The organism is Streptomyces sp. NPDC050145, assembly GCF_044460245.1.
Classification (GTDB): domain Bacteria; phylum Actinomycetota; class Actinomycetes; order Streptomycetales; family Streptomycetaceae; genus Streptomyces.
Genome location: NZ_JBITJS010000002.1, coordinates 215,921 through 229,805 on the forward strand (window position 1 = coordinate 215,921; position 13,885 = coordinate 229,805).

General features: G+C 70.3%; 9 protein-coding genes. 8 read left to right on the top strand and 1 reads right to left on the bottom strand.

The genetic code is table 11. The features are described 5' to 3' along the window. Positions 1 to 593: 593 nt before the first annotated feature. The 3 genes from ACIBTU_RS04520 to ACIBTU_RS04530 all read left to right on the top strand — a co-directional run bounded on the left by ACIBTU_RS04520 (position 594) and on the right by ACIBTU_RS04530 (position 3,836). Complete coding sequence (locus ACIBTU_RS04520; protein ID WP_399124396.1) at positions 594 to 1,274, top strand: helix-turn-helix transcriptional regulator; 681 nt, start codon at positions 594 to 596, stop codon at positions 1,272 to 1,274. 43 nt (positions 1,275 to 1,317) lie between these two features. Next, on the top strand, positions 1,318 to 2,400 hold the full coding sequence (locus ACIBTU_RS04525) for an inositol-3-phosphate synthase (RefSeq protein WP_399124397.1): 1,083 nt from the start codon (positions 1,318 to 1,320) through the stop codon (positions 2,398 to 2,400). Between the two features lie 131 nt (positions 2,401 to 2,531). Beyond that, the gene (locus ACIBTU_RS04530; RefSeq protein WP_399124398.1) at positions 2,532 to 3,836 is read left to right on the top strand and encodes an MFS transporter; all 1,305 of its coding nucleotides are present in this window, start codon (positions 2,532 to 2,534) and stop codon (positions 3,834 to 3,836) included. Positions 3,837 to 3,921: 85 nt separating this feature from the next. On the opposite strand, the gene ACIBTU_RS04535 is transcribed toward ACIBTU_RS04530, so the two are convergent. Then, positions 3,922 to 5,394: a CCA tRNA nucleotidyltransferase gene (locus tag ACIBTU_RS04535; RefSeq protein ID WP_399124399.1), complete on the bottom strand. Its 1,473-nt coding sequence runs from the start codon at positions 5,392 to 5,394 to the stop codon at positions 3,922 to 3,924. 222 nt (positions 5,395 to 5,616) lie between these two features. On the opposite strand from ACIBTU_RS04535, the gene ACIBTU_RS04540 reads away from it, so the two are divergent. From ACIBTU_RS04540 to ACIBTU_RS04560, 5 genes are all read left to right on the top strand, one after another. After that, the gene (locus ACIBTU_RS04540; RefSeq protein WP_399124400.1) at positions 5,617 to 7,956 is read left to right on the top strand and encodes a DUF6049 family protein; all 2,340 of its coding nucleotides are present in this window, start codon (positions 5,617 to 5,619) and stop codon (positions 7,954 to 7,956) included. Between the two features lie 45 nt (positions 7,957 to 8,001). Beyond that, positions 8,002 to 10,245 carry a murein biosynthesis integral membrane protein MurJ gene (murJ, locus tag ACIBTU_RS04545; RefSeq protein ID WP_399124401.1) on the top strand — a complete coding sequence of 748 codons (2,244 nt, stop codon included), beginning with the start codon at positions 8,002 to 8,004 and terminating at the stop codon, positions 10,243 to 10,245. 119 nt (positions 10,246 to 10,364) lie between these two features. After that, entirely contained in the window at positions 10,365 to 12,083 is a 1,719-nt protein-coding gene (locus tag ACIBTU_RS04550; RefSeq protein WP_399124402.1) for a protein kinase family protein, read from the top strand. 33 nt (positions 12,084 to 12,116) lie between these two features. Continuing rightward, positions 12,117 to 12,830: an RNA polymerase sigma factor SigM gene (gene sigM / locus ACIBTU_RS04555; protein ID WP_399124403.1), complete on the top strand. Its 714-nt coding sequence runs from the start codon at positions 12,117 to 12,119 to the stop codon at positions 12,828 to 12,830. Continuing rightward, on the top strand, positions 12,827 to 13,756 hold the full coding sequence (locus ACIBTU_RS04560; protein ID WP_399124404.1) for an anti-sigma factor family protein: 930 nt from the start codon (positions 12,827 to 12,829) through the stop codon (positions 13,754 to 13,756). The genes sigM and ACIBTU_RS04560 overlap by 4 nt, the downstream gene beginning before the upstream one ends. Positions 13,757 to 13,885 lie beyond the last annotated feature (129 nt).

A 13,885-nucleotide genomic window follows, 5' to 3' on the forward strand; every position in this document is an offset into this window, starting at 1 on the left:
CTCATTGTCCCGCCCCCCCCCCCCCCCCCCCCCCCGCGCCGCGCCCCCCCCCCGCCCCCCCCCCCCCCCCCCCCCCCCCCCCCCCCCCACCGTCCCGGGCCCGGCGCCCTCGCGCCCCCCCCCCCCCCCCCCCACGCCCAGACGATGCTCCGGATGCTCCGCGACGGGCCGCGGCGCGCCCGCCGCCCTGCGGCTGCGGGGGCTTGCGACGGTGCTCGCTCATCGAACGACTACTCCTAGGGCAGGTGCGGCTGTCGCACCTGGACGGCGGCTGGTTTCCGGTCCCCCCGAACTACGGACGAGCCCGTTCCGGCACTCACCCGTACTCCACCGGGGACGACGACGCCCTCAGGCATCACTTGGTTCCCGGTGGTCTGCATGGCGGACAGACTACGCACCGTCAAAACCCACCGAGAGGCGAAGTTCACCCCAAATCAGGCAAGTTGCTTCCTACGAATCGGTGATGTGACGCCGTTCACCGTGATCCCTCTTGTCCCAACCGTGACCTCGTTCTATCGTCAGGATGTATCGAGCCGATACATCAGCTCGACATAAAGAGTCGATACACAGGCCCGCGGCAGCGAGGAGGCGACATGAGCCGGCGTTCCGGCATTCTCGAGTTCGCCGTCCTCGGACTGCTCCGCGAGTCCCCGATGCACGGCTATGAGCTGCGCAAACGACTCAACACGTCGCTGGGGGTCTTCCGAGCCTTCAGTTACGGGACCCTCTACCCCTGCCTCAAGACGCTGGTCGCCAACGGCTGGTTGATCGAGGAGTCGGGTGCCGGTCCCCAAGACGCTCCTGCGGCCCCGCTCACAGGACGTCGCGCCAAAATCGTCTACCGGTTGACGGCGGAAGGTAAGGAGCACTTCGAGGAGCTGCTCTCGCAGACCGGCCCCGATGCGTACGAGGACGAGCACTTCGCCGCGCGATTCGCCTTCTTCGGGCAGACATCGCGCGACGTGCGGATGCGCGTCCTCGAGGGACGTCGCAGCCGGCTGGAGGAGCGTCTCGAGAAGATGCGCCTCTCCTTCGCCCGCACCCGGGAGCGCCTGGACGACTACACGCTCGAGCTGCAGCGCCACGGTATGGAGTCCGTGGAGCGCGAAGTGCGCTGGCTGAACGAGCTCATCGAGAGCGAGCGCGCGGGTCGCGACCAGCAACGGTCGGGTCCGGGGGACGCAGCTCAGCAGGACACATCTGGAGAGACGGGCGGCCTGCCCCGGCATCGGGACAGCACCCGGCCGGATCCGTCCGACGACACCGCCATGTGAAGTCCGATCAGGACTTCACCAGTACACACAGGGAGCAACCGGAATGGGTTCGGTTCGCGTAGCCATCGTCGGCGTAGGTAACTGCGCCGCCTCGCTGGTGCAGGGCGTCGAGTTCTACAAGGACGCTGACCCGGAGACCAAGGTCCCCGGCCTCATGCACGTCCAGTTCGGCGACTACCACGTCGGTGACGTCGAGTTCGTCGCCGCGTTCGACGTCGACGCGAAGAAGGTCGGCCTCGACCTGGCCGACGCCATCGGCGCCTCCGAGAACAACACCATCAAGATCTGCGACGTCCCGAACTCGGGCGTCCAGGTCCAGCGTGGTCACACGCTCGACGGCCTCGGCAAGTACTACCGCGAGACGATCGAGGAGTCCCCCGAGGCCCCGGTCGACGTCGTCCAGGTCCTCAAGGACAAGCAGGTCGACGTTCTGGTCTGCTACCTGCCCGTGGGTTCCGAGGACGCCGCGAAGTTCTACGCGCAGTGCGCCATCGACGCCAAGGTCGCGTTCGTCAACGCCCTCCCGGTCTTCATCGCCGGCACCAAGGAGTGGGCGGACAAGTTCGCCGAGGCCGGTGTCCCGATCGTCGGTGACGACATCAAGTCGCAGGTCGGCGCCACCATCACGCACCGCGTGATGGCGAAGCTGTTCGAAGACCGCGGTGTCCGTCTCGAGCGCACCATGCAGCTCAACGTCGGCGGCAACATGGACTTCAAGAACATGCTCGAGCGTGACCGCCTCGAGTCGAAGAAGATCTCGAAGACCCAGGCCGTCACCTCGCAGATCCGCGACCGTGAGCTGGGCGAGAAGAACGTCCACATCGGCCCGTCCGACTACGTCGCGTGGCTCGACGACCGCAAGTGGGCGTACGTCCGCCTCGAGGGCCGTGCCTTCGGCGAGGTCCCGCTGAACCTGGAGTACAAGCTCGAGGTCTGGGACTCCCCGAACTCGGCGGGTGTCATCATCGACGCCCTGCGCGCCGCGAAGATCGCCAAGGACCGCGGCATCGGCGGCCCGATCCTCTCCGCGTCCTCGTACTTCATGAAGTCCCCGCCGGTTCAGTACTTCGACGACGAGGCCTACGCGAACGTCGAGAAGTTCATCAAGGGCGAGGTCGAGCGCTGACCTTCCCCAGGCGGGTGTTTCACGTGAAACATGCAACGTGCAGAGCACCCGCGGCCTGAGGGCTGTGCAGGCCCCCGGAATCGCACACGTCGTGCCTCCGGGGGCCTTCCTCGTATGTGAGGCTGTGCCCCATGGCTGTCGTCCGTGACCTGCGCCTCCTGCTGCGCCTGCGCGACTTTCGGCGCCTGCTCACGCTGCGACTGCTCTCCCAGGGAGCCGACGGCGTGTACCAGGTCGCGCTCGCCACGTACGTCGTCTTCTCTCCGGAGAAGCAGACCTCGCCCACCGCGATCGCCTCGGCGATGGCGGTCCTGCTCCTCCCGTACTCCTTCGTGGGGCCGTTCGCCGGCGTTCTGCTGGACCGCTGGCGCCGCCGCCAGGTCTTCCTCTACGGGAACCTCCTGCGCGTGCTGCTCGCCTCCGCGACAGCCGTTCTGATGCTGATCCACTCCCCGGACTGGCTCTTCTACGCCTCGGCCCTGTGCGTGACGGCGGTCAACCGCTTCGTCCTCGCCGGGCTCTCGGCCGCACTGCCGCGCGTGGTCGACGACGACCGTCTCGTCGTCGCGAACTCGCTCTCCCCGACCGCCGGCACCCTCGCCGCGACGCTGGGCGGCGGCCTGGCCTTCGGCGTCCGTCTGATCGCCTCGGACTCCGACGCGGCCGTCGTCCTGCTCGGCGCCTTCCTCTATCTCTGCGCGGCGCTCGCGTCCCTCTCCATGGACGCCGAGCTGCTCGGCCCCGATCCCGAGCTGGTGCAGCCCCGGCTGCGGGCCGCCCTGGCCGGGACCGCGCGAGACCTGCTCTCCGGAGTGCGGCACCTCACCTCCCGCCCCGCCGCGACGCGCTCTCTGGCCGCGATGACCGTCATGCGGTTCTGCTACGGCGCCCTGCTCGTCATGGTGCTGATGCTGTGCCGGTACGCCTGGTCGTCCACGGAGTCCCAAGGGCTGGCCCTGCTCGGCCTCGCCGTGGGGGTGTCGGGGGCCGGCTTCTTCGCCGCGGCCGTCGTCACCCCGGCCGCGGCCGGGCGCTTCGGACCGAGCGGCTGGATCACGATCTGCGCGGGCGTCGCCGCCGTCCTGGAGCTCGCCCTCGGCCTCGCCTTCGAACCGCCGCCGATACTGGTGGCCGCCTTCGTCCTCGGACTCACCACCCAAGGCGCGAAGATCGCCACGGACACCCTCATTCAGTCCTCGGTGGACGACGGCTTCCGGGGCCGGATCTTCTCCGTCTACGACGTGCTGTTCAACATCTCGTTCGTCGGAGCCGCCGGAGTCGCGGCACTGATGCTCCCGCCCGACGGCCGCTCCGTCCCTCTCGTGGTTCTCGTCGCGGTGTTGTACGGAGCGGTCTGCGGGGCGATGGCCCGCTTCGGGCGCCGATCCGAGGACGTTGTTTCACGTGAAACATCGCCGCGCGACCACGACTCCTGAAAGCGCCCGCCCCCTGAAGGCCGACTCCGGACATGCCACGGGGCGTTGTTTCACGTGAAACAACGCCCCGTCCGCCGGTGTGCGCTCAGCCCTGCGAGCTCTCGGCCCACCACTCCTTGAGAGCCGCCACGGCCGCGTCGTACTCCATCGGACCGTTCTCCAGACGCAGCTCCAACAGGAACTTGTACGCCTGGCCGATCACCGGGCCGGGGCGGACGTCCAGGATCTCCATGATCTGGTTGCCGTCCAGGTCCGGGCGGATGGAGTCGAGCTCCTCCTGCTCCTGGAGCCGCGAGATGCGCTCCTCGAGCCCGTCGTACGCCCGCGAGAGCGCGTTCGCCTTGCGCTTGTTGCGCGTCGTGCAGTCGGAGCGGGTGAGGTTGTGCAGGCGCGACAGCAGCGGGCCCGCATCGCGCACGTACCGGCGCACGGCCGAGTCGGTCCACTCGCCCGTGCCGTACCCGTGGAAGCGCAGGTGCAGCTCGACGAGGCGCGAGACGTCCTTCACCAGCTCGTTGGAGTACTTGAGCGCGGTCATGCGCTTCTTCGTCATCTTGGCGCCGACCACCTCGTGGTGGTGGAAGGAGACGCGGCCGTCCTTCTCGAAGCGGCGGGTGCGCGGCTTGCCGATGTCGTGCAGCAGGGCCGCGAGACGCAGCGTCAGGTCCGGACCGTCCGTCTCCAGCGCCATCGCCTGCTCGAGCACGATCAGCGTGTGGTCGTAGACGTCCTTGTGCCGGTGGTGCTCGTCACGCTCCAGCCGCAGGGCCGGCAGCTCAGGCAGAACTCGGTCGGCCAGGCCGGTGTCGACCAGCAGGGTGAGGCCCTTGCGCGGGTGCGCCGAGAGGATGAGCTTGTTCAGCTCGTCCCGGACCCGCTCCGCGGAGACGATCTCGATGCGGTCGGCCATCTCCGTCATCGCCGTGACGACGTCGGGAGCCACCTCGAAGTCGAGCTGCGCGGCGAAGCGGGCTGCGCGCATCATCCGCAGCGGGTCGTCGGAGAAGGACTCCTCGGGCGTGCCGGGCGTGCGCAGGACCCGGGCGGCCAGGTCCTCGAGGCCGCCGTGCGGGTCGACGAAGGTCTTCTCGGGCAGCGCGACGGCCATCGCGTTGACGGTGAAGTCGCGGCGGACCAGGTCCTGCTCGATGGAGTCGCCGTAGGACACCTCGGGCTTGCGCGAGGTGCGGTCGTAGGCCTCGGAGCGGTAGGTCGTGACCTCGATCTGGAAGCTCTGGTCGACGCCGTCGACCCGCGCGTCCTTCTGGCAGCCGACGGTCCCGAAGGCGATCCCGACCTCCCACACCGCGTCGGCCCAGGGACGGACGATCTTGAGGACGTCCTCGGGGCGGGCGTCGGTGGTGAAGTCCAGGTCGTTGCCGAGCCGGCCGAGCAGCGCGTCGCGTACCGAGCCGCCGACCAGGGCGAGAGAGAACCCGGCCTCCTGGAATCGGCGGGCGAGCTCGTCGGCGACGGGCGAAACCCGCAGCAGCTCGCTGACGGCGCGGTGCTGCACCTCGCTCAGGGCACTGGCGTTGTCTTCATTGGCGTTCGGCACAACAGGACAGGGTACGTGTCCCCGGCACCCCCGGCCGAACCGTTTGCCGGGGCGGTGGCGCGACCGGACCCGCCACGCCCCTACCCTGTCTCCACGATCTTGTAAGGCGGACCCAGGCACTGAGCCACAGCGCGCCTCGTTACCATGCGTGGACACATCTGCGACCACTGACGACGACGAGGGACGGACGAGCGCGTGGCCGAGGCGGCAGACTTCCCAGGGATGAATCCCTCTCCTGCCCGCCGACTGCTGCGGCGCACCGGAGCGGCACTGGCCGCCGCGCCGCTGCTCGCGGCGCTGCCCCTGCTGCCCGGTGCCACCGCGGCCCGGGCGGCGTCCCCCGCGGCCGTGACCGCCGCCGCCACGGGGACGAACACCGTCGATGTCGCCGTGACCTCCCTCTCGCCCACCGCGCCCGACGACAGCGGTACGGTCACCGTCCGCGGCCGGGTCACCAACAAGGGCAAGCAGGCCGTGACCGACGCCCACGTGGGTCTGCGGGTCGGCACGTCCTACGGCGGCCGCTCGGCGATCGACGGCGCAGCGCAGCGCGCCACGGGTGGCGTCCCGGACGGCACGGAGGTCGCGAGCAAGTACGCGCAGAAGTTCTCGCGGCTCGACCCCGGGGTCCCGCAGGACTTCACCCTCTCGGTACCGGTCAAGCAGCTGCACCTGGGCGCCGACGGCGTCTACCAGATCAGCGTCGCCCTCATGGGGCAGACGGCCGCGCAGCGGTTCCAGCAGACGCTCGGCATCCAGCGGACGTTCCTGCCCTGGCAGCCCGGCGGCGCCGACACCCGGACCCGGACGACGGTCCTGTGGCCGCTCATCTCCGACACGCACCTCACGGCCGAGACGGGCACGAACGAGGAGCAGACGCCGGTCTTCGACGACGACAGCCTGGCGAAGGAGATCGGCCCCGGCGGGCGGCTCCAGCAGATGCTGGCGCTGGGCAGCGAGCTCGACGTCACGTGGGTGATCGACCCCGATCTCCTGGCGTCGGTCGACGCGATGACCGAGTCGTACAAGATCAAGGGCGCGGACGGGAAGCTCACGTCCGGCAAGGACCAGGCCGTCGCCAAGGAGTGGCTGGGGCAGCTGGAGACGGCGGTGCGCGACCAGAAGGTCGTGACGCTGCCCTTCGCCGATCCCGACCTGGCCTCGCTGGCGCACTCCGGCACGAAGGTCGGCGGCTCGCTCGGCCACCTCAAGGCGGCCACGGACGCCGCCGTGGCGACCGTGGACACGGTGCTGCACGTGCGGCCGGACACGTCCTACGCCTGGCCCGCCGAGGGCGCCCTCGACCCGGACGTCGTGAAGGTCGCCACGTCCGCCGGCGCCGACAAGATCATCGCGCGGAGCGACAGTCTCCGTGAGGCGGGCAACCTGCAGTACACGCCGTCGGCCGCGCGTCCCATCGGCGGCGGCGCCACGGCGATCGTCAGCGACGCGCGCCTCTCCACGGCCTTCCGGGGCGACATGACGGGCGCGGAGAACGCGACGCTGGCCGTCCAGGAGTTCCTCGCCCAGAGCCTGATGCTCAACATGCAGACCGACAAGCAGCGCAGCGTCGTGATCGCCCCGCAGCGCATGCCGTCGGCCAGCCAGGCCCAGGCGATGGCCCGGGCCGTACAGGACCTGCAGGACAGCGGCTGGTCCCAGTCCCAGTCCCTGAGCGCGGCGGCCAAGGCCAAGCCCGACCCGGGCGCGACGACCCGCGTCCCCTCGACGCGGTCCTACCCGTCGTCACTGCGCCGCCAGGAGCTCTCCCGGCCCGCCTTCGAGCAGATCGCCGCCACCCAGCGCGATCTGGAGAACTTCAAGGTCGTCCTGACCGACGAGTCCCGCGTCGTGACGCCGTTCGGCCGGGCGATGGACCGCGAGATGTCCACGTCCTGGCGCGGCCGGGCCAAGGACTCCCGGTCCTTCCGGGACGGTGTCTCGACATATCTGTCGGAGTCGACCGGCCAGGTCAAACTGATCGAGAAGTCCACGGTCCGGCTCTCCGGCCGCAGCGCGACCATCCCGGTGTCGGTCCAGAACAACCTGTGGCAGGACGTCGACCACCTCGTCCTGCGCCTGCGTTCCGACAACGGCACCCGCCTGAAGATCGGCGACCACGACTTCGAGGACAAGGTGGTGACGATCGCGAGCGGCCACAGCCAGTCCGTGAAGTTCACCACGACGGCCAAGGCGACCGGTCCGATCACCGTCCACGCGCAGCTCTACACCGAGGACGGCCAGCCGTACGGCGAGGAGCTCGACTTCAAGGTCGACGTCACGGAGATCACCCCGACCGTGATGCTCGTCATCGCGGGCGGTGTGTTGCTGCTGGTCCTGGCCGGTTTCCGGATGTACATCCAGCGCAAGCGAGCCGTCGCCGACCGCGTCGGCGAGGACGCACCGCAGGGCGAGGCGCCGGAGGAGGCCGACGGCGCCTCCGAGGAGGCGCCGGGCTCCGCCCCCCAGGCACAGGTTCCGCAGCAGGCGAGTGACCCGACCGCTGACACCGCTTCGGAAAGCACGGCCCCGTCGGGCCCGGGTGAGAGAGTGGACCGTTGAGCGATGTCGTGGCCGGTGGGCCGGGGACGATGAGGTGGGGTATCCATGAACGCGCCGTACAACGGTGACCGTGGCCAGGGCTCGGGCGGCTCTGCCTCGGGCGATGGCCACCCGCGCACCGAGGCCCACGGGACCGGCGGGCAGGTGCCGCCGCCCCAGCCCGCTCCCGACGCGTATCCGCAGGACGCCTATCTGCAGGACGCCTACGACCAGGACCCGTACCGCGCGAACGATCTCGCGGCCCAGGACCCGGTGACCGAGGCGCTGTACGACCGCGCCGCGCACCCGCCGCCGCCCCCGGGCACGTACCAGTCGCAGCCGCTGTACGACCCGCCGCCCGCGAACCAGTACCAGCCCGACCCCCGGGTGTGGGCCCAGACGCCCGCGCCGGAGCCGGAGGGCCCCACCCAGTACCTCCCCTACGGCGACGACGCTCGCACGACGCAGTTCGTGGGCGTCGACGACCTCGTGACGCAGGCCGGTGAGGAGCGCGAGGAGCCGGACGCCTTCGCGCACCTGTTCCGGGACCAGCAGCCGGGCTACAGCGGCGGCCGTGCCGCCGCCGGGCCTCCGGTCGACGACCAGACCCAGTACCTCGGCAAGGCGACGGTGCCCGCCCCCACGCCGGCGGCCGCACCGGCCGCCGCGCCGAAGAAGGCGGGCCGAGCCGCGAGCCTCATGAAGTCGAGCGCGGTGATGGCGGCGGGCACGCTCGTCTCCCGCCTCACCGGATTCGTCCGGACCGTGATCATCACCGCCGCGCTCGGCGCCGGTCTGCTCGGTGACACCTGGACCGTCGCGTACACGCTGCCGACGATGATCTACATCCTGACCGTCGGCGGCGGCCTGAACTCGGTGTTCGTGCCGCAACTCGTCCGCTCCATGAAGGAGGACGAGGACGGCGGAGAGGCCTACGCCAACCGCCTGCTGACGCTGGTCATGGTCGCGCTGGCCGCGATCACCGCGATCGTCGTCTTCGCCGCGCCTCTGCTCATCAAGCTGATGTCGACCTCGGTCGCCGACGACCCGGCGGCCAACAACGTCGGTGTCACCTTCGCGCGCTACTGCCTGCCCACGATCTTCTTCATGGGCGTGCACGTGGTCATGGGTCAGATCCTGAACGCGCGCGGCAAGTTCGGCGCGATGATGTGGACCCCGGTCCTCAACAACATCGTCATGATCACCACGTTCGGCCTGTTCCTGTGGGTCTACGGGACCGCGGCCGACTCGAACATGACGGTGCACAACATCCCGCCGGAGGGGGTCCGCCTCCTCGGTGTCGGCACGCTGCTCGGTCTGGTCGTCCAGGCCCTGGCGATGATCCCGTACCTGCGCGAGACCGGCTTCCGCTTCCGTCTGCGCTTCGACTGGAAGGGCCATGGTCTCGGCAAGGCCGTACGGCTCGCCAAGTGGACCGTTCTGTTCGTCCTCGCCAACCAGGCAGGCGTCCTGGTCGTCACCCAGCTCGCGACGGCAGCGGGCGAGGCCTCGGGCGCTCCGGGCGCGGGAATCATGGGTTACATGAACGCCCAGCTGATCTGGGGCATGCCGCAGGCGATCATCACCGTCTCGGTCATGGCCGCGCTGCTGCCGCGCATCTCGCGCTCGGCCCACGACGGCGACCCTGGTGCGGTCCGCGACGACATCTCCTCGGGTCTGCGCACCTCCGCGGTGGCGATCGTCCCGGTGGCCTTCATGTTCGTGGCGCTCGGCGTCCCGATGTGCACCCTGCTCTTCGGCTCCAGCGGCATCGAGGCTGCCCAGTCCATGGGCTACATCCTCATGGCGTTCGGCCTCGGCCTGATCCCGTACTCCGTGCAGTACGTCGTGCTCCGCGGCTTCTACGCCTACGAGGACACCCGGACGCCCTTCTACAACACGGTCATCGTGGCGGCCGTCAACGCGGCGGCCTCGGGCGTCTGTTACCTGATCCTGCCCGCCAAGTGGGCGGTCGTCGGTATGGCCCTCTCCTACGGTCTCGCCTACGCGATCGGCGTCGGCATCGCCTGGAAGCGCCTGCGCAAGCGGCTCGGCGGCGACCTCGACGGCCGCCAGGTCGTGCGGACCTACGCACGACTTTGCCTCGCATCCGTGCCCGCGGCGGTCATCGGCGGCGGAATCGGGTACGCGCTCACCGAGGTGCTCGGCCACGGCGTGTTCGGTTCCATCGCGGCGTTGGTCGTCGGTGGCGCGGCGCTGCTCGCCGTGGTCTACGTGGCGGCCCGCAAGATGCGCATCGAGGAGCTGAATTCGATGGTCGGGATGGTCCGCGGTCGCCTCGGTCGCTAGTCGGCCGGATGCGCCTACAACCTTCGACGAGCACCGCGTGTCGTGCATAGCGTCGGACTGTGGGCACAATTGGCTTTGGCGTCGGAGTGAGTGCAACGGATGGGGAGGCAGGAACGACGGTGGCGGAACGGAGCACGGCTGCCGTCGACGTGGCCGACAACAGTGGCGACGAGCCGCTGACCGCCGAGACGGACAAGGCGGAACAGGCGACGGCCGACGGGGTGGCCAAGACCGAAGAGCAGGACGCACCGGCGCAGGAGGAGGCCGCGGACACCGCGGAGACGGGCACGCACCTGAGCCCCGCCACGTCCTCGCCACCCGAGTTGCACAGCGGCCACAAGCTCGCCAGACGCTACCGACTCGAAGAATGTGTCACCCGTCTGGACGGTTTCAGCAGTTGGCGTGCGGTCGACGAGAAGCTGCGGCGTGCCGTCGGCGTGCACCTGCTGCCGGCCGACCATCCGCGAGCCCGCTCGGTGCTCGCGGCGGCCCGTTCGTCGGCCCTCCTCGGTGACCCTCGCTTCGTCCAGGTCCTGGACGCGGTCGAGGAGAACGAGCTCGTCTACGTCGTCCACGAGTGGCTGCCCGACGCCACGGAGTTGACCGCGCTGCTGGCCGCGAGCTCCCTGGAGGCGCACGACGCCTACCAGATGGTCAGCCAGGTCTCGTTCGCCATGGCGGCGGCGCACCGTGAGGGCCTCGCCCATCTGCGCCTGACGCCGAGCGCCGTGCTGCGCACCTCCACCGGCCAGTGGCGGATCCGCGGCCTCGCCGTGAACGCGGCGCTGCGCGGCATCTCCTCCGACACCCCGCAGCGCACCGACACCGAGGCCATCGGCGCGCTCCTCTACGCCTCCCTGACCCAGCGCTGGCCCTACGAGAACGACGCGTACGGCCTGTCGGGGCTGCCCAAGGGCGTCGGTCTCATCGCGCCGGACCAGGTGCGGGCCGGTGTCCACCGCGGTCTCGCCGAGCTCGCCATGCGCGCGCTCGCCAACGACGGGGCGACGGCGTCCCGTCAGGAGCCTCCGTGCACGACGCCCGAGGACCTGGTGAAGGCGATCGGCGAGATGCCGAAGATCCGCCCGCCGGAGCCCGCGTTCACGGCGCCGCCCGAGTACCAGCGGACCACGTACCAGCAGGGCAACTACGGCCGCACCGGTGTCGCCACCCAGCCCGTGCCGGCGCCTCCGCCCCCGCTGCAGAGCCGCACCGGCAAGGCCCTCAAGTGGGCCGTCTCGGCGCTGCTCATCGCCGCGCTGGGACTGGGCAGCTGGCAGTTGGCGGACGCGCTCATGGATCGCGGCAAGGACGACGGCACGGACACGACGCACACCACGGACGGCGGCGAGAAGGGCGAGAAGAAGCCCGCCGCGCCGCTCGCGGTCTCGGGTGCCCAGGAGTACGTGGCCGAGGGCAGCGCCCAGGCCGCGGGCGAGGTCGGCAAGACCTACGACGGGGACCGTTCCACGTTCTGGCGCACGAAGTCCTTCCTCGACGGTCCGAAGATGGTCATAAAGCCGGGCGTCGGCATCGTCTACGACCTGGGCTCCGCCAAGGACGTGTCGGCGGCGACGATCGGACTGCGCTACAGCGGTGACCACACGACCGTGTCGCTGTACGCTTCCGACTCCCTCAGCCCGGGAGCGGTCAGTGGCCTGAAGCAGATCGGCCCTCAGGCAAAGACGCTGAAGGACTCGGCGGAGATCAAGGCCGACAAGCCGGTCAGGACCCGCTACGTGCTCGTCTGGCTGACCGCGCTGCCGCACGCCGGCCAGGACGGCTACAGCGGCGCCGGGTACAAGCAGGGCATCACGGAAGTGAAGTTCACCGGCTGACGGAGCAGGACACCAGGGGGAGGGGGTTCGGCAGTGGACGACGCCTACGGCGAAGCGAGCGATCAGGACCTTCTCGCCCGTCATGTCGCGGGGGACAAGGACGCGTTCGGCGAGCTCGTGCGGCGGCACCGGGACCGGCTGTGGGCCGTCGCGCTGCGTACCCTGGGCGACCGGGAGGAGGCGGCTGACGCGGTCCAGGACGCCCTGGTGTCCGCCTACCGCGCCGCTCACACCTTCCGTGGGCAGTCTGCGGTGACGACCTGGCTGCACCGGATCACCGTGAACGCCTGCCTGGACCGGGCCCGCAAGACGGCCTCCCGCCGGACGGCGCCCATGGAGGACACCGAGCGCCTGGAACAGCTCCTGGAGCCGCACGAGTCTGCGGAGGCTCCCGCGGAGCGGGCCGATCTGCACCGAGAGCTGCTGGCGGCCCTGCGGTCGCTCCCGGCCGATCAGCGCGCGGCACTCGTCCTCGTCGACATGCAGGGCTACCCGGTCGCGGAAGCCGCACAGGTCCTCGACGTCCCCACCGGCACGGTCAAGAGCCGCTGCGCACGCGGCCGCGCCAAACTGCTGCCCCTGCTCACCCACCTCCGCGCCGAGCGGAGCGGGAAGGGCGACGGAGAGAACCCGCCGGCCGGACGGAACCGGACGCAGGGGACATCCGTCCCACCTGCAGCGGGGCCTCCGGGCAAGGCGGGACCCAATGATTCGGCTGCGGTGAAGGGCGGAGGTGGACGAGCGTGACTTCCACGACCGGCACGGCGGAGCACCCTGAGGTCACGGAGATCTCCGATCTCACCGAAGGCTTGCTGCCGCCGTCCCGAACGACGGAGATCCGGCGCCACCTCGACGGCTGCCCGCTCTGCGCGGACGTCTACACGTCCCTGCAGGAGATCCGCGGCATGCTCGGGACCCTGCCCGGCCCGCCCCGGATGCCCGAGGACATCGCGGGCCGCATCGACGCGGCGCTCGCGGCAGAGGCCTTCCTCGACACGCTCGCACCCGGCGACGATCAGCACGCGGGGCGCGACGGGCTCGAGGAACCCGTCCGTGAAACCGTCGGTGTTTCACGTGAAACAACGCCCGACACGGCACGGTCCGCCGACCGTCCCACCGGACATGCCCGCAGCACCAGCACCGGGCCCGGCCGCAAGACCCGCCGCGTCCGCCGGCGCACCACGGCCGCCATCGGTGCGGTGCTCACGGTCGCCGCGATCGGGATGGGGACACTTCTGCTGCAGAGCGGTGGCGGAGGCGGTCCGACCACCGCGCACAAGTCACCGGCCGCGACCGAGGCGCCGGCCCCCGGAACCCTGGCTGCGGGCACGCTCGGCAACAAGGTCACCGAGCTCCTCGACCGCAAGGCCCAGGACCGCTCCCTGAGCACCCAGGACAGCGGGCCCAAGACCCCGCGGTCCGACTCCCCGATCCCGAAGCTCGCGTCGGACGACGTGCCGCCCTGCGTCCAGCGGGGGACCCACCGCACCGAAGCTCCCCTGGCGTCCGAGCAGGGCACGTACCAGGGGAAGAAGGCGTACCTCGTCGTGCTGCCCCACAAGACCGACCCGGAGCACCGGGTCACGGCCTTCGTGGTGGACGCCTCCTGCGCGGAGAAGTCCTCGGCGACACCGGGCGAGCTGCTGTACACCCACTCCTACGACCGCGGCTGACCCGGTCCGAACGCACTCCCGACGTGCGCTCGGACACGTGGGGAATGCACGCCCCGTAGGATCCGTTGGGTGGGGTGAGAGTCCGGAGAAAAGGCTCCCCCCGGCAGTAAGCAGCAGTCCCGCAGAGAC